Origin of the sequence: Palleronia caenipelagi (genome assembly GCF_007004065.1) — a bacterium.
GTDB classification, from domain to species: Bacteria; Pseudomonadota; Alphaproteobacteria; order Rhodobacterales; family Rhodobacteraceae; genus Palleronia; species Palleronia caenipelagi.
Map to the genome: position 1 here is coordinate 36,493 of NZ_VFSV01000009.1, position 15,567 is coordinate 52,059.

At 62.3% G+C, this 15,567-nt stretch carries 14 protein-coding genes and 1 tRNA gene; 11 read left to right on the top strand and 4 right to left on the bottom strand.

Features of this window, described 5'->3' with window-relative positions; all coding sequences use genetic code 11:
- Position 1: 1 nt before the first annotated feature.
- Entirely contained in the window at positions 2-685 is a 684-nt protein-coding gene (gene phoB / locus FEV53_RS07160; protein WP_142834129.1) for a phosphate regulon transcriptional regulator PhoB, read from the top strand.
- Here the strand turns inward: phoB and FEV53_RS07165 are convergent, their stop codons facing one another.
- Positions 686-1,324 carry an NAD(P)H-dependent oxidoreductase gene (locus tag FEV53_RS07165; protein WP_142834130.1) on the bottom strand — a complete coding sequence of 213 codons (639 nt, stop codon included), beginning with the start codon at positions 1,322-1,324 and terminating at the stop codon, positions 686-688.
- 573 nt (positions 1,325-1,897) lie between these two features.
- Positions 1,898-1,981 (bottom strand) — tRNA-Leu (locus FEV53_RS07170).
- Positions 1,982-2,058: 77 nt separating this feature from the next.
- On the opposite strand from FEV53_RS07170, the gene FEV53_RS07175 reads away from it, so the two are divergent.
- Positions 2,059-2,454, top strand: coding sequence for an NUDIX hydrolase (locus FEV53_RS07175; RefSeq protein WP_142834131.1), 396 nt, complete (start codon positions 2,059-2,061; stop codon positions 2,452-2,454).
- On the opposite strand, the gene FEV53_RS07180 is transcribed toward FEV53_RS07175, so the two are convergent.
- On the bottom strand, positions 2,442-2,954 hold the full coding sequence (locus FEV53_RS07180; protein ID WP_142834132.1) for a component of SufBCD complex: 513 nt from the start codon (positions 2,952-2,954) through the stop codon (positions 2,442-2,444). The two genes, FEV53_RS07175 and FEV53_RS07180, sit on opposite strands and share 13 nt — an antisense overlap.
- A gap of 128 nt (positions 2,955-3,082) precedes the next feature.
- Here FEV53_RS07180 and hemB point away from each other — a divergent pair, with 128 nt between their 5' ends.
- The 8 genes from hemB to gluQRS all read left to right on the top strand — a co-directional run bounded on the left by hemB (position 3,083) and on the right by gluQRS (position 14,374).
- The gene (gene hemB / locus FEV53_RS07185; protein WP_142834133.1) at positions 3,083-4,081 is read left to right on the top strand and encodes a porphobilinogen synthase; all 999 of its coding nucleotides are present in this window, start codon (positions 3,083-3,085) and stop codon (positions 4,079-4,081) included.
- 111 nt (positions 4,082-4,192) lie between these two features.
- Positions 4,193-4,756: a lipid-binding SYLF domain-containing protein gene (locus tag FEV53_RS07190; RefSeq protein ID WP_142834134.1), complete on the top strand. Its 564-nt coding sequence runs from the start codon at positions 4,193-4,195 to the stop codon at positions 4,754-4,756.
- Positions 4,757-4,833: 77 nt separating this feature from the next.
- Positions 4,834-6,693 carry a peptidylprolyl isomerase gene (locus tag FEV53_RS07195; protein ID WP_142834135.1) on the top strand — a complete coding sequence of 620 codons (1,860 nt, stop codon included), beginning with the start codon at positions 4,834-4,836 and terminating at the stop codon, positions 6,691-6,693.
- Positions 6,693-8,204: an anthranilate synthase component I gene (trpE, locus tag FEV53_RS07200; protein WP_142834136.1), complete on the top strand. Its 1,512-nt coding sequence runs from the start codon at positions 6,693-6,695 to the stop codon at positions 8,202-8,204. Before FEV53_RS07195 ends, trpE begins: the two co-directional genes overlap by 1 nt.
- A gap of 111 nt (positions 8,205-8,315) precedes the next feature.
- Complete coding sequence (locus FEV53_RS07205; RefSeq protein WP_142834137.1) at positions 8,316-9,083, top strand: SDR family NAD(P)-dependent oxidoreductase; 768 nt, start codon at positions 8,316-8,318, stop codon at positions 9,081-9,083.
- Between the two features lie 192 nt (positions 9,084-9,275).
- Positions 9,276-12,032, top strand: a complete 2,757-nt coding sequence (gene gyrA, locus FEV53_RS07210; protein WP_142834138.1) for a DNA gyrase subunit A — start codon at positions 9,276-9,278, stop codon at positions 12,030-12,032.
- A 125-nt stretch (positions 12,033-12,157) separates the two neighbouring features.
- Positions 12,158-13,510 carry a methylenetetrahydrofolate--tRNA-(uracil(54)-C(5))-methyltransferase (FADH(2)-oxidizing) TrmFO gene (trmFO, locus tag FEV53_RS07215; protein ID WP_142834139.1) on the top strand — a complete coding sequence of 451 codons (1,353 nt, stop codon included), beginning with the start codon at positions 12,158-12,160 and terminating at the stop codon, positions 13,508-13,510.
- A gap of 18 nt (positions 13,511-13,528) precedes the next feature.
- Positions 13,529-14,374 carry a tRNA glutamyl-Q(34) synthetase GluQRS gene (gene gluQRS / locus FEV53_RS07220; protein ID WP_142834140.1) on the top strand — a complete coding sequence of 282 codons (846 nt, stop codon included), beginning with the start codon at positions 13,529-13,531 and terminating at the stop codon, positions 14,372-14,374.
- Here gluQRS and hisI read toward each other — a convergent pair.
- Positions 14,358-14,714 carry a phosphoribosyl-AMP cyclohydrolase gene (gene hisI, locus FEV53_RS07225; RefSeq protein WP_142834141.1) on the bottom strand — a complete coding sequence of 119 codons (357 nt, stop codon included), beginning with the start codon at positions 14,712-14,714 and terminating at the stop codon, positions 14,358-14,360. The genes gluQRS and hisI overlap by 17 nt on opposite strands.
- A gap of 66 nt (positions 14,715-14,780) precedes the next feature.
- Here hisI and FEV53_RS07230 point away from each other — a divergent pair, with 66 nt between their 5' ends.
- Positions 14,781-15,230: an iron-sulfur cluster assembly scaffold protein gene (locus tag FEV53_RS07230; RefSeq protein WP_142834142.1), complete on the top strand. Its 450-nt coding sequence runs from the start codon at positions 14,781-14,783 to the stop codon at positions 15,228-15,230.
- Positions 15,231-15,567: the final 337 nt, after the last annotated feature.

The following is a 15,567-nucleotide window of genomic DNA, read 5'->3' on the forward strand; positions in this document are numbered from 1 at the left end:
CATGGCGATGCAGCCCCATATTCTCGTGGTTGAGGACGAAGCCGCACAGCGCGAAATCCTGACCTATAATCTTGAGGCCGAAGGCTACCGTGTCTCTGCCGCGGCGACAGGCGACGAAGCGCTGGCGCTGTTTGACGAGGATCCTCCGGATTTGATCGTGCTGGACTGGATGTTGCCCGAAGTGTCCGGGATCGAGATCTGCCGCCGTCTGCGCCGCCGTGATCCGATTGGTGTTCCGATCATAATGGTCTCCGCGCGGTCCGAAGAAACAGACCGGGTGCGAGGGCTAGACACCGGCGCGGATGACTACGTGACAAAGCCGTATTCGCCGTCGGAACTGATGGCCCGCGTCAGAAGCAATCTGCGTCGGGCACATCCGGGCAAGGCCGGAGCGTCTCTGGAGGTCGAAGATATCGTCCTCGACCCGGAAATGCACCGCGTCCACCGGTCTGGCCAAGAGATCCATCTCGGCCCGCTCGAATTCAAGCTATTGATGACGTTGATGGAAAAGCCAGGTCGGGCGTGGTCCCGCGACCAGCTGCTCGACCAGGTCTGGGGGCGCGACATCTATGTAGACACGCGCTCCGTGGATGTTCTCGTCGGACGGCTGAGGAAATCCTTGAGTGCCGCGGGCGGGGACGATCCCATCCGTACGATCCGCGGCACAGGCTACGCTCTCGGCTGATCAGATCTCGGTGACCAGACGCTCACGAGATTTCCGAACCTTCGGCATGGGCAAAAGCCAGTCTTCTTCGGCATGACGGTAGCCGAGCGGCAGCAGAACCACTGAGCGCAGGCCTTTCTCCCGCAGGCCAAGGATTTCGTCGACCTTGTCCGGATCAAAGCCCTCCATCGGGGTCGAGTCGACTTCCTGTTCCGCCGCCGCAACCATGCCGACCCCGAGCGCGATATAAGCCTGGCGGGCCGCGTGCTCGAAATTGGTCCGCGCATCTAGCGGCAGATACATCTCCTTCAGGTTCTCGTAGTAATCCTTGAGGCCCGGCACGTCTCCACGAAGCTCGATATTCAGGTTCAGGACCTCATCGATCCGCTCTGCGGTGTAGTCGTCCCATGCTGCGAACACGATCAAATGCGAGCCATCAGTAATCGGCGACTGATCCCGCGCGACCTTGCGGATCTTTGCACGCAGGTCAGCGTCGCGGATCACAAAGATCTCAAACGGCTGCGTTCCGCTGGAGGTCGGCGCCATACGGATTGCTTCGACAATCGCGTTGACCTTATCCTCTGGAACGGTCTGTTCCGGTGTCATTTTTTTGGTGGCATACCGCCAGCTCAGATGCTCATTCAAAGATTTGATATTCATAGCAATCGTCCTTCAACGTGTTTGGCTTTGAGCAGACATAGGATTTCGAAAGCCGCAGACCACATCAACTCGCTATTGGTGTGGCGCTATTAATTAATTTACATAATATTGATTATTGGCTTAAAATATGGCCACTGCACTTCACATACGATCCGTCATTCATCGAGATCCGCCCTGTTCGCCTGTTCTCTCGAACCTATGGCATTCACAGGCACACACTTCTATTTCGATTTGAATTTGACGAAGCTGCCACACTATTTCTTCCGGATTTTCCCGTTTTCCAGCCATCGCCGACCCTGAAGTCGTCCAACAACGGGTCGAAATGGCCACTTCAGCCCGTCACCTTCAACAGGCTCGCCACCATCCCGGACGTCTGGCGCAACGTTTACTTGAAGAGGACTTTGATCGACCCGGCGCTCGACCGGAGTTGGCCGGGACTGCCGTGCAGAAAGGCCTGTTGAGTTATCATTCTCGTAATGCGGGCGGTGATCTGCCGAAGCGATATATGATGACGAAACCACGACAACCCAGCGAACCGGATCCCACAACAAGGAAATTGATGTCTTGAGCCAGTGGTACCCGCGGTCGGACTCGAACCGACAAGCCTTGCGGCGGGGGATTTTGAATCCCCTGCGTCTACCATTCCGCCACGCGGGCCCGCTGGTTCAGCGGGGTGGTCACCACTGCTGCGTCCGTTTAGCGTGGAACCGCGTCAGGATGAAAGAGGAAATCGCATGTTAAGGGCGGCCGCGGCAGTCGTGTTACGGGAGGGGCGTGCGTTGCTTGTTCAGCGCGGCAAAATGCCGAACAAGGACCTCTGGGCTTATCCCGGAGGCAGTTGCGAGCCCGGTGAGACAGCCGAGGATTGCGCCGTTCGGGAGCTTGCCGAGGAAACGGGTCTCATTGCCTCTGCTGTAAGCACTCTGACGACGCTCACGATACCTCACCGAGCGTCTGGTTATCGATTGCAGATGGTTTTATGCGACGCGCCAGACGGCATTCCTGGCGCCGCGAGCGATGCCGCCGACGTGGCTTGGGTGTCGCGGCCTGAGATGGCGGAGGGCCGATACCCGCTCTGCCCCGCTGTCCTGGATGTGATGGATCTGGCGCTGGCCCGTCAGCCCAGATAGCCCCGCGCGATATTCTGGTACATGCCCCAGAGCACGGTCACAAAAATCGACAGGATGCCCACGATCTGAACCGTTACCCGGTGCACCCGCAGCCGCCGCAACAACGCCTCGCCACTGCGGTCGTCAGACAGAATCCGGCGACAGGTCACGACGGTCTGCGCAAAGATCAGCGCGAACGGAAACGCGAGCAGGAACACCGCTTGCGCCAGCTCGAACCCATAGCCGAAGCCGATCAGGAACAAGGACACCAGCACGAAGGCAGCAAGCCCGGTCATCCACACGGCCCCGACCTTGACCAGATCGGTCACGCGATACGCCCTGAATTCGGCCAGCGCCTCGACATCTGACAAGGCCGCGCCTCCTTCGTTGCGGGCGCGATAGATCATGTCATAGGGAACGCCGAGCATGCCGTGGGCGTGAACCGACCACAGCCAGATCACCACCAGCCAGTACCACAAGCTGGAAAAAGATCTTGGGTCGATCAGTTCAAAGATCGTCACGAATGACCTCATTTGGCGGTTTCGGCACAGGCCTGTCAGGGTTCGCATACACTTGAGGCGCGGGCAGTTCCATGCAACCCATCGAGGTGCCGCCTTTTTGTTGCCGCGTCGTTGCGAAAGGATCACCGATGAGCTCTCTTCACGCCCCCTACCCGGCCACACGGTTCCGTCGCCTGCGTCAAAGCGCGCCGCTCCGCCGTCTGGTCAGCGAGGCCCGCCTGTCTCCGGACGACCTGATCTGGCCGGTCTTCGTGCAGGAGGGAAAGGACGAGGCCACGGATATCCCTTCGATGCCGGGCGTGCAGCGGCTCACCATCGACCGGGTGGTCACGGCGGCGCGGGATGCGGCGGCGCTCGGGATTCCGGTGATCTGTCTGTTTCCCTACACGGATCCGTCTCTGAAAACGGAGGCTTGCGAAGAAGCCTGGAACCCCGACAACCTGTCGAACCGCGCCACCCGTGCCATCAAGGACGCCGTTCCGGACATCGCGGTGATGACCGATGTGGCGCTCGATCCCTATAATGCGAATGGCCATGATGGCATCGTGCGGGACGGTGAGGTGATCAACGACGAGAGTGTGGAGGCGCTGGTGCGCATGGCTCTGGCACAGGCTGCGGCTGGCGCCGATATCCTCGGACCCTCGGACATGATGGACGGGCGGATCGGCGCAATGCGCCGCGCGCTGGAGGCCGAAGGGCATCAACGCACGACGATTCTCTCCTACGCGGCAAAATTCGCCAGCGGCTTTTACGGTCCGTTCCGCGATGCGGTGGGCGCATCGGGCGCGCTAAAAGGGGATAAAAAAACCTATCAGATGGACCCTGCCAACAGCGACGAGGCCATGCGTCTGGTGCGCCGGGATCTGTCCGAAGGTGCCGATATGGTGATGGTAAAGCCGGGCATGCCCTATCTCGACATCTGCCGCCGGGTGAAAGACGAGCTGGGGGCGCCGACCTTCGCCTATCAGGTCTCCGGCGAATACGCGATGCTGAGCGCGGCCGCGCAGAATGGCTGGCTGGCCCGGGAGACCGTGATGATGGAGAGCCTTTTGTGCTTCCGGCGTGCGGGATGTGACGGAGTCCTCACCTATTTCGCCCCCGAAGCAGCCCGGATACTGAACAGCTGAGACGGCGTTCACGGGGTGGGGATGACTTTGTCGCTGTATCCCTGTAAGGTGACGCGCGAGCGATCGGATACAAGGTCGCCGCAGAGGCACGGCAAGGCAAACGAGGCATCCATGAGCATCCTTACCAGACGCGCGGCCCTGATGGGCGCGCTGGCCACAGGCGCAGGTGCGCTGTCGGCCTGTAATAACGGCGTCGCATCCACCGGCGCTCAGCGCATCGACGCGCGTGTGGCGGCGACGCTGAGTTATCTCTACTCAACCTATCCTGGCACGCAACAGCTCCGCGACACTTCCGCGGGTGTGCTGGTCATGCCGCTGGTGACCAAGGCCGCGCTTGGCGCGGGCGGCGCCTACGGGCGCGGCGCGCTGTTGGTGGATGGGGTCGCCGTAGACTACTATTCCGCGACACAAGCCAGCGTCGGCTTTCAGATCGGCGCTCAGCAATATGCCCATGCGCTTTACTTCATGACCCGCGAAGCGCTCTACAACTTCCGCACCTCCCCAGGTTGGGAAGCGGGCGGCGATATCGAATATGCGTTCTCCGATCAGGGCAAGAACCTGTCAGCTTCCACCACCACCCAGCTCTCGCCCGTGGTCGGTGTGGTCTTCGGGCAGGCTGGCCTGCTGGCCGGCGCGTCCATCGAGGGAACGAAATATTCACGGATCATCCCCTGATCGTTCGGGCCTCTCTTGAGGCCGGGAAATCCTTGCCCTAAACCAGCCCGGAAACAGGCGAGGAAGGACCGCATCAGATGGCCAAAGGCACCAACACCATCGGCAAGACGCTCGTCTGGGTGATTGTCCTTCTGCTGATCGTCGGTCTGGCCGGATTTGGCGCGACAAATTTCGGCGGGTCGAACCAGACTGTGGCCAGCGTCGGCAAGACCGAGATCGACGTGAACCGCTATGCCCGTGCTCTGCAACAGGAGCTGCGCGCTTTGGAGGCCCAGACCGGGCAGCCCATGACCATGGTGCAAGCGCGGGAATTCGGGCTCGATCAGATCGTTTTGCAGCGCCTCCTCGCAGGGGCTGCGCTGGAGGATGAGGCGGCGTCTCTGGGTCTGTCGGTCGGCGACGAAGAAGTCGCCCGCTCGATCCGCACGATGCCCGCGTTTCAGGGGCTGGACGGCCAGTTCGATCGTGATGCCTATGAATTCTCGCTCGATCAGGTCCGCATGAGCGCGTCCGAATTTGAGCATCAAATTCGTGGCGAGACCTCGCGGGCTATCCTTCAGGGGGCGCTCATCTCCGCGATCAAGCCGCCGTCGATCTTCGTAGACACGCTGTACAGCTACGCTCGCGAAACCAGGGATCTGACCGTGATCCGCTTCGGGGCGGATGACCTGACAGAGGCCCTGCCCGACCCAACGGACGCGCAGCTGACCGCCTATTACGACACCAATCCCGAAGCCTTCACCCTGCCCCGGCGCAAGGTCATCACCTATGGCTGGCTGACACCCGAGGCGATGGCAGAGACCATCGAGATCGACGAAGCGGCTGTTCAGGCGCTCTACGAGCAGCGCTCCGACGAATACAACCAGCCCGCCCGGCGCTTTGTGGACCGCCTTGTCTTTGCCTCGACAGAGGAAGCTCAAACGGCTCTGGACCGGGTCAATTCCGAAGAGATCAGCTTTGACGATCTGGTGCTGGAACGCGGTCTGACGGCCACCGATGCCGAACTCGGCATGGTCACCCGCGAAGATCTGGGTCAGGCCGCTGAGCCGGTCTTTGGTCTCGAAGACACCGGCGTGACGGGCCCGGTCGAGACCGATCTGGGACCCGCGCTGTTTCGGGTGAACGCGATCATGAACGCGCAGGAAACGCCGTTCGAGGAGGTCGCCGATGAGTTGCGGACCGAGGCCGCTCTGGCCGCCGCACGTCGCGCGGTGGAGGCGGAGATTGAGCCCACCGAGGACCTGCTCGCCGGTGGGGCGACGATTGAGGACATCGCTGCTGATACCGCGTTTGAGCTGGGCTCCCTGACCTGGAGCGCTGAGGGCGATCCCAGCGATGCCGAACCGATTACGGCCTACGACGTTTTCCGAGAAGTCGCGCTGGCCGCTGGTCCCGGTGATTTTGTCGAACTGAACGAGCTGTCCGATGGCGGGCTCATCTTGATCCGCGTCGACGAAGTGCTGGAACCGGAACTGCAACCGCAGGATGCGGTCGCTGAGGATGTGCGCGCCGGTTGGATCGCTGACGCTGAGGCCGAGGCCGTTCTGGACCTCGCAGAAGCCGCCGCCGAGTCGCTGAAATCTGGAACTGAGACGACTGATCTGGGTGGAACGGTCACACGCCCCGACGCGGTGCTGCGTGACGGTTTCCTGCCCGACCTGCCCCGCGAGACCGTCGTCAGGGCCTTCGATATGGAGGAGGGCGCGATCGAGGTCTTGGGTGACGAGACCGGCGCCATCGTGCTCCGCCTTGACGCGATTTCGGTCCCCGGTGGCGGCACCGATGAGGCGCAAGCTGTTCAGGAAGGCGTGCGCACCGCCGCGGGCCAAGGCATCGCGCAGGACATCACCTCGGCCTTTGTGTCCGCTCTGGAGCAGGACAAAGGCTTGTCGATCAACTCCCAGGCTGTGAACGCCGTTCTGGCGCAGTTCAACTGATGCGACTCGAACCTGATTTCGACAGCTTCGCCCGGGGATTCGAGGCGGGCGAAAACCAGATCGTCCACGCGCGCATCGCGGCCGATCTCGATACTCCCGTCTCGCTGATGCTCAAGCTCTCGCAAGCAGGCCGGGACAGCTTCATGCTCGAATCCGTGACCGGTGGTGAGGTGCGCGGACGTTATTCGATGATAGGAATGAAGCCCGATCTGGTCTGGCAGTGCCACGGTGAGACCAGCCGGATCAATCGGCAGGCGCGGTTCGATGACACGGCCTTTGAGGACATGGAGGGGCATCCTCTGGACGCTCTCCGCCAGATCCTCGCCGAGAGCCGCATCGACCTGCCCGAGGACATGCCGGCCTCCTCCGCCGGGCTGTTTGGCTATCTGGGTTATGACATGATCCGTCTCGTCGAGCACCTGCCTGACGTGAACCCCGATCCGCTGGGCCTGCCCGATGCGATCCTCATGCGCCCCTCGGTCATCGCGGTGCTCGACGGGGTCAAGGGCGAGGTCACCGTGGTCGCGCCTGCATGGGCCAATTCCGGGCAATCCGCCCGCGCGGCCTATGCGCAAGCGGGCGAACGGGTCATGGACGCTCTGCGGGACCTCGACCGGGCTACCCCCGCCGATTCGCGGGATCTTGGCGAGGCCAGCCCCCTGCCCGCTCCGGTCTCGAATTTCAGCCATGGCGGCTATCTGGACGCCGTCCGGAAGGCCAAAGACTACATCGCGGCGGGCGATATCTTTCAGGTGGTGCCGTCCCAGCGCTGGGCACAGGAGTTTCCGCTGCCGCCCTTTGCGCTCTATCGCAGTCTGCGGCGGACGAACCCGTCGCCCTTCATGTTCTTCTTCAATTTCGGCGGATTTCAGGTCGTGGGCGCGAGCCCGGAGATCCTTGTGCGGGCCATGGATGGCGAGATCACCGTGCGCCCCATCGCCGGAACGCGCCCCCGGGGTGCGAACAGTGACGAAGATCGCGCGCTCGAAGCCGATCTGATGGCCGATCAGAAAGAGCTCGCCGAGCACCTGATGCTGCTCGATCTGGGGCGCAACGATGTAGGCCGCGTCGCGCGCATCGGCACGGTGCACCCGACCGAGGAATTCACCGTCGAGCGTTACAGCCATGTCATGCACATCGTCTCCAATGTGGTGGGCGAGCTGCGCGAGGACGAGGATGCGCTGTCGGCGCTGCTGGCCGGGATGCCAGCAGGCACGGTCTCCGGTGCGCCAAAGATCCGCGCTATGGAGATCATCGACGAGCTGGAGCCGGAAAAGCGCGGCGTTTACGCGGGCGGGGTCGGATATTTCTCCGCCTCGGGTGACATGGATATGTGTATCGCCCTCAGGACGGCGGTGTTGAAGGACGAGATGCTCTATATTCAGGCCGGGGGCGGTGTCGTTTATGACAGCGACCCTGAAGCGGAATTTCAGGAAACCGTGAACAAATCCAAAGCTCTGCTGCGCGCGGCTGAAGAAGCGCACCGCTTTGTTCATAAGGGCGGCAACTGACGCCGCGTCCTGACAAGATATGATGTGGCGAAAAACTAGCCGGATCCGGGGGGGTGTTAGTTAACTCTGCGTAAGGCGGCGCTGCCGTCACAATTCGCAGGAGACACCCCTATGAGACTGAACGGCAAAGTCGCCATCATCACCGGAGCCGTCGGCGGCATCGGCCACGCCCTCGTCGCCAAATTCGTCAGCGAAGGCGCGAAGGTTCTGGCCGTCGATCTGGACGAAAAAGCGGTCGCCGAGTTCGCCGCTCAATATGGCGACGAAGTGTCGGGCTTTGCCGCGAACGTCACCGATTATGCTCAGGTCGAAGGCATGATGGATGCGGCGGTGGAGCGCTTTGGCACCCTCGATATCGTGCTGAACAACGCCGGGATCGCCCCGCCCAAGCCGCTTTTGGAGCACGACCCCGAAGCCGACTGGAACGCGGTAACGCTGGTCAACCAAAAGGGCGTTTATCACGGAATCCTCGCCGCCGCCCGCAAGCTGATCGCGCTGGAAAAGCCGGGCGTGATCCTGAACACGTCGTCGATCTATGGCTCCATGGCTGGAGAGATGACCTTTAGCTACAATGTGAGCAAGGCTGCGGTGGACATGATGACCAAATCCGCTGCGCTGGAGCTGGCCGGTCATGGCATCCGCGTCGCCGCCGTTGCGCCGGGCCGGGTCAACACCCCGATGCAGGAACAGGCCAAGGCGCTGGGCATCTGGAACCAGATGAAGATCGAGCAGCTGCGTCAGGAATTCACCGAGCCGGAAGAGATCGCGAATATCTTTGCATTCCTCGCCTCGGACGAGGCCAACGCCATCAACGGCTCGACCGTGGACGCTGAGTACGGCTACCTGAGCTTCAAACTGCCGCTGGGCGTCGTCCAGTAAACCTGCTGAAATCTTGCGGCGCTCCCGGTCCGGGGGTGCCGCAGGTCCCGGGGCGCGAATTTTCGCGAAAATTCGTCTCCTATCTTACCGTCTTGCGCCTCTCAGGCGGTCGCGCCCATTGCCCCCCATATCCTCGGTCTGATATGCGTGGCTCAACAAAATCTGGGACAGACCGAGCAGAAAGGCGACCCCTTGAGCGACACGCCAGACCTTCCCGAGACCGACGACGAAAACCAGCCTCCGCGCAGCACCTATGATGGTCCGACCATCAATATCGCTGACGAGATGAAGGCCTCTTTCCTCGATTATGCCATGAGCGTGATCGTCTCTCGTGCGATCCCCGATCTGCGCGACGGGCTGAAGCCTGTGCACCGGCGGATTCTCTATGCCATGCACGAGACCGGCAACACCCATGACAAGCCCTACCGCAAATCCGCGCGGCCTGTGGGTGACGTGATGGGCAAGTACCACCCCCACGGGGACAGTGCGATCTATGAGGCGCTGGTACGCATGGCACAGGATTTCTCCATGTCGCTGCCGCTTCTGGACGGTCAGGGCAATTTCGGCTCCATGGATGGCGATAACCCGGCGGCCATGCGCTACACCGAAGTTCGCATGGACAAGCCCGCCCAGTCTCTTCTCGCCGATATCGAGAAGGAAACCGTTGATTTTCAGGACAATTACGACGGCAAGGATCTGGAACCTACCGTTCTGCCGGCCCGATTCCCCAACATGCTGGTCAACGGCGCGGGCGGCATCGCGGTCGGCATGGCGACGAATATTCCGCCGCATAACCTCGGTGAGGTCGTCGACGGCACGCTTGCGCTGATCGAGGACCCGGACCTCTCTACCGAACGGCTCATGGAGATCATCCCGGGACCGGATTTCCCCACCGGTGCGCTGATCCTCGGTCGCTCCGGCGCGCGCAAAGCCTATTTGGAGGGTCGCGGCTCGGTCATCATCCGCGCCCGAACCCATATTGAAGAGATCGCCAAGGGCCGCGAGGCCATCGTCATCGACGAGATGCCCTATCAGGTGAACAAGGCCAATCTGGTCGAGCGGATCGCGGAACTGGCCAAGGAGAAAAAGCTCGAAGGCATCTCTGCGGTTCAGGACGAATCCGACCGGGTCGGCGTGCGCGTGGTGGTCGAGCTCAAACGCGACGCGACCCCCGATGTGGTTCTGAACCAGCTCTTCCGCTTCACACCCATGCAGACCTCCTTTGGCTGCAACATGCTGGCCCTCCACGGCGGTCGTCCCGAGCAGCTTGCTCTGCGGGATTTCCTGACCCATTTCATCAGCTTCCGCGAAGAAGTTGTCGCCCGCCGGACCGCCCATGACCTGCGTAAAGCGCGCGAACGTGCTCATGTGCTCTGTGGCCTCGCGGTCGCTGTGTCCAACGTGGACGAGGTGGTGCAGACCATCCGCTCCTCCGCCGATGCCCCCGAGGCCCGCACGCGCCTCATGGAACGCCGGTGGCCTGCGGCAGAGATCGCGCCCTTCATCCGGCTGATCGACGACCCCAGCCATACGATGAACGAGGACGGCACCTACAATCTCTCCGAGGCTCAGGCCCGCGCCATCCTTGAACTACGGCTGCAACGCCTGACCCAGCTCGGCGTCAAGGAAGTCACCGACGAGCTTGAAGAGCTTGCCGGTAAGATCAAGGATTACCTCGATATTCTGCGCTCCCGCGACCGGATCATGTCGATCATTTCCGACGAACTGCGCGAGGTGCGCGAGAAATTCGCCGTGCCGCGCCGCTCGGAAATTGTCGCGTGGTCCGGCGACATGGAGGATGAAGACCTCATCGAGCGCGAGGATATGGTGGTGACCATCACCGCTTCGGGCTACGTCAAACGCACCCCGCTCGCCGAATTCCGCCAACAGCGCCGTGGTGGCAAGGGTCTGTCCGGCATGGCCACCAAGGACGAAGACGTGGTCACCACGCTCTTTGTCGCCAACACCCACACGCCGCTTCTGGTCTTTACCACCGGCGGCATGGCCTACAAGCTGAAGACATGGCGCCTGCCGCTCGGCAACCGCACGTCCCGGGGCAAGGCGATGGTCAACATCCTGCCGATCCCGGCGGGCACGTCCGTCGCCGCGATCATGCCAGTGGACCGCCCCGAGGAAGAGTGGGACGAGCTGCAAATCGTCTTTGCCACCTCCGCCGGGACGATCCGTCGCAACAAGCTGTCGGATTTCACCAATGTGAACCGCGCGGGCAAGATCGCCATGAAGTTCGAGGGCTCCGACGAAGGCACCCGCCTGATCAACGCCCGCATCGCCTCTCCTGACGACGATGTGATGCTGGTCACGGCACAGGGCCGCGCTATCCGCTTCCCCTCCACGGATGTCCGCGTCTTTAATTCGCGTGCCTCCACCGGCGTGCGTGGCATCCGTCTTGCCGGCGGCGACGAGGTGGTGTCCATGGCCATTATCCGCCACTTCGAGGCCACGCCCGAAGAGCGCCAGACCTACCTGAAAATGCGTCGTGCCATGGCGGGTCTTACGGACGAACCGGACACCGACGATGACGAGACCGCCACGGAGGCGACCGAGTTCAGCCAGGACCGCTACGCCGAGATGTCCGCCGCCGAGGAGCTGATCCTGACCATCACCGCCCGTGGCCTGGGCAAACTCAGCTCCAGCCACGATTATCCTGTCCGAGGACGCGGCGGCCAAGGTGTCATGGCCATCGATAAGGCCATGCGTGGCGGACCCCTTGTCGCGAGCTTCCCGGTCGAAATGGATGACCAGATCATGCTCGCCACCTCGACGGGCCAGTCGATCCGCGTCCCCGTGGACGGCATTTCCTTCCGGTCCCGCGCGGCGGGCGGCGTCCGGGTCTTCAACACCGGCGAGGGCGAGGAGGTCGTCTCTGTCGCGTGGATCGCAGACAAACCCGAAAGTGAAGAGGACGATACATCTGCCCCGGAGGTCTGACACTCTCCTCTTCGTGTTCCCCAATACCCACGGCGCCCGGCCCCTCAGGCCGGGCGCTTCGCTTGATCTCCCGCGCCTCCCTTCGGTAAAGAGGCGCATCCCGACCCCAGCAGCACGAGGACGCCATGGCACAGACACTTCATATCGTCGGCGGCGGCATGGCCGGGGCCGAGGCGGCGTGGCAGGCCGCCAATGCGGGCCTGGATGTCGTCATCCACGAGATGCGCCCCGACGTCGAAACCTTCGCTCACCGCACGGGCCACCTGGCCGAGATGGTCTGCTCCAATTCTTTCCGCTCCGACGATTCCGAGCAGAACGCCGTAGGCCTCCTCCACTGGGAAATGCGCGCGGCTGGTGGTTTGATTATGGAGATGGCCGACGCCCATCGTCTGCCCGCGGGTGGCGCTCTGGCCGTGGATCGGGACGCGTTTGCCGAAGCCGTCACCACTCGCCTAACGGCGCTGCCGAATGTCCGCGTCGAACCCGGTGAAATCGACGAACTGCCCGGCGACGGTCACTGGATCATCGCAACCGGACCGCTGACCTCCGGCGCATTGGCAGAGGCAATCCGCGCGGAGACCGCCGCCGATCAACTGGCCTTCTTCGACGCCATCGCGCCCATTGTCTATGCCGAGAGCATCGACATGACCCGCGCCTGGCGTCAATCCCGCTACGATAAGGGCGAGACCGAGGAAGAGCGCACCGCCTATATCAACTGCCCGATGGATCGCGAGACCTACGAGGCCTTCATCGACGCGCTGCTCGCGGCGGATAAAACCGAGTTCAAGCCTGGCGAAACCGCGGGATATTTCGACGGCTGCCTGCCCATTGAGGTCATGGCTGAGCGCGGACGCGAGACGCTTCGTCATGGACCGATGAAGCCCGTAGGCCTGACCAACCCGCACCAGCCCGATGTAAAGCCCTACGCGGTGGTCCAGCTCCGCCGGGACAACGCCTTGGGCACGCTCTACAATATCGTCGGCTTTCAGACCAAGATGAAGTATGGCGCACAAACCGATGTTTTCCGGATGATTCCGGGGTTGGAGGATGCCTCCTTCGCCCGTCTCGGCGGCATCCATCGCAACACATTCATCAATTCACCGACCCTGCTCGATGGCGAGATGCGGCTGAAATCGCGGCCCAATATCCGCTTCGCCGGACAGATCACCGGGGTCGAAGGCTATGTGGAATCGGCAGCCATGGGGTTGCTTGCGGGTCGTTTGGCAACAGCCGAACTCACGGGGCGCAGCCTGCCGCCAGTACCCGCAACCACCGCGACAGGTGCTCTGGTCACCCACATCACCGGCGGCGCGGAAGCAAAGACTTTCCAGCCGATGAACGTGAATTTCGGCCTCTTCCCCCCCGTGGATCTGAAGGGCGGTCGCCGCAACCGGCCGGCCCGCTACAAAGCCTATACCGACCGCGCCAAATCTGACTGGCTGGGTTGGCTGGCCGCCAATGCGCAGAACGCGGCCTAGTCACGGCCGAACCCGCCCGTGATCACACGATTCGCGCCCTCGCCCACCGGACCTCTGCATCTGGGTCACGCCTATTCGGCAATGCTGGCCCATGATCTTGCGCGCGCGACGGGCGGGACGTTTTTGCTGCGTATCGAGGATATTGACCAAAGCCGCGCCCGGCCCCGTTGGGAAGCGCAAATTTATGATGATCTTCTCTGGCTGGGGCTCGATTGGCCGGAGCCGGTCCTTCGCCAGTCAGAGCGGATACCGGTCTATGAGGCGGCGCTTGCCAAACTCGACGCGCTGGGTCTGACCTACCGCTGCGCCTGTTCCCGCCGGGACATCGCTGAGGCGGCCACCGCTCCGCAGGAAGGCGCGCCGCTGATGGGACCCGATGGCATCGTTTATCCCGGCACGTGCAAGGCGGCGGGGCTTCGCGATTCGAGCCTGCCCGTCCGCCTGCACATGGACCGGGCCCTGGATCTCGCGGGGGCGTTTTCATTCCATGAAAGCGGCCACGGATTTCATACTGAAATCCGGCCCCGACCAGAGGACATGCTGACGGGCATCGGCGATGTGGTTCTGGCGCGTCGGGAGATGGGGACGAGCTACCATCTCTCCGTCACCGTCGACGACGCCGCTCAAGGGGTGACACATGTGGTCCGGGGCCGCGATCTGGCTGAAGCCACGCCGATCCATGTGCTTTTACAGACAGTCCTGGGTCTGCCTGTGCCAGTGTATCACCACCACCGTCTCATACGGGACGCCGAGGGCAAGCGGCTGGCCAAGCGCGACGATGCCCGCGCCATTGCGCTCTACCGCGATCAGGGAGCGAGGCCGGAGGACATCCGGCGCATGGTCGGTCTCACTCCGGCGCAATGATCTCCACCACCTCGCCGCCCCGGACCGCCGAGTAGAAGCAGCTCCGCCGCCCGGTATGGCAGGCGGGTCCCTCCTGGCGGACCAGCACCAGCAAGCAATCGCGGTCGCAATCGTAGCGCATCTCCACGAGATGCTGGAGGTGTCCGCTGGTTTCGCCCTTCACCCAGAAGCTCTGACGAGATCGGCTCCAATAGGTCACCCTGCCCGTCTCCAGCGTCCGACTGACAGCCTCGGCATTCATCCACGCAAGCATCAGCACTTCGCCGCTCTCCGCGTCCTGCGCAATAGCGGGGATCAGGCCCCGGTCATCATACCGCAGCTCTGTGGCATCAAATCTCATGGTCCCGGCCTTTCTTACGTGCTGTCGATGGCCTATCTATCAGCGGGCAAAGGCAGAGGGAACGCCATGGCTGAGACCGATCTCATCAAGCTCTATTCGGGCCGAATTCTGGAACTTGCGGCGGCGATCCCCCATCACGGCAGCCTTGATGCGCCTCAGGCAAGCGTCCGTAAACGCTCGCCGCTCTGCGGATCCACTGTGACCGTCGAGATGGATCTGACCGGCGGTCAGGTCAGCCGATACGCCCATGATGTGAAAGCCTGTGCGCTGGGGCAGGCTTCGGCATCGATCTTTGGCGCCCATGTGATCGGCCTGACCGGCGCGGAGATCGCGGCACTTCGGGATCAGGTGAAGGCCATGCTGATCGAAGACGGTCCTGTGCCTCCGGCACCCTTCAACGACTACGAGGTTCTCGTTCCCGCGCGTGCGTATAAGAACCGACATGCGTCGATCCTGCTGGTTCTGGACGCGGCCGTTGACGCCGTCGCGGAGGCTGAAGCCAACACCCCCGCCTGACCCGTTTCCATAAAAAAACCGCCGCACATCCGGGGTGGGATGGCGGCGGCGAAGTGGCATATGGCTGACCAGTTTCGGATCGGGGCAGATCCGGGACAAGGGTCACATCACGATTTGCGAGGCAGCAAACGGAAGCAGGCGATCAGCGCCATATGCAGGCAGGTCGGTCAGATCAGGGGAATGAAGAGTCCCCCGAGCAAAAGAACGGACAGACAGACGCAGCCGATGAAGTCCTCAACCAGAGTATCGCAATCGCGCAATGCGGTTTTGACTTGTTCAACCATCGTGGCTCCCTCCTGTTCTGTTGATCCTTTGTTCACATATGTTCGAGATTAAA

Coding starts and splice junctions, on each gene's coding strand:
- phoB (WP_142834129.1), top strand. CDS start 2: ATGGCGATGCAGCCCCATATTCTCGTGGTTGAGGACGAAGCCGCACAG.
- FEV53_RS07165 (WP_142834130.1), bottom strand. CDS start 1,324: ATGAATATCAAATCTTTGAATGAGCATCTGAGCTGGCGGTATGCCACC.
- FEV53_RS07175 (WP_142834131.1), top strand. CDS start 2,059: ATGTTAAGGGCGGCCGCGGCAGTCGTGTTACGGGAGGGGCGTGCGTTG.
- hemB (WP_142834133.1), top strand. CDS start 3,083: ATGAGCTCTCTTCACGCCCCCTACCCGGCCACACGGTTCCGTCGCCTG.
- FEV53_RS07190 (WP_142834134.1), top strand. CDS start 4,193: ATGAGCATCCTTACCAGACGCGCGGCCCTGATGGGCGCGCTGGCCACA.
- FEV53_RS07195 (WP_142834135.1), top strand. CDS start 4,834: ATGGCCAAAGGCACCAACACCATCGGCAAGACGCTCGTCTGGGTGATT.
- trpE (WP_142834136.1), top strand. CDS start 6,693: ATGCGACTCGAACCTGATTTCGACAGCTTCGCCCGGGGATTCGAGGCG.
- FEV53_RS07205 (WP_142834137.1), top strand. CDS start 8,316: ATGAGACTGAACGGCAAAGTCGCCATCATCACCGGAGCCGTCGGCGGC.
- trmFO (WP_142834139.1), top strand. CDS start 12,158: ATGGCACAGACACTTCATATCGTCGGCGGCGGCATGGCCGGGGCCGAG.
- hisI (WP_142834141.1), bottom strand. CDS start 14,714: ATGAGATTTGATGCCACAGAGCTGCGGTATGATGACCGGGGCCTGATC.
- FEV53_RS07230 (WP_142834142.1), top strand. CDS start 14,781: ATGGCTGAGACCGATCTCATCAAGCTCTATTCGGGCCGAATTCTGGAA.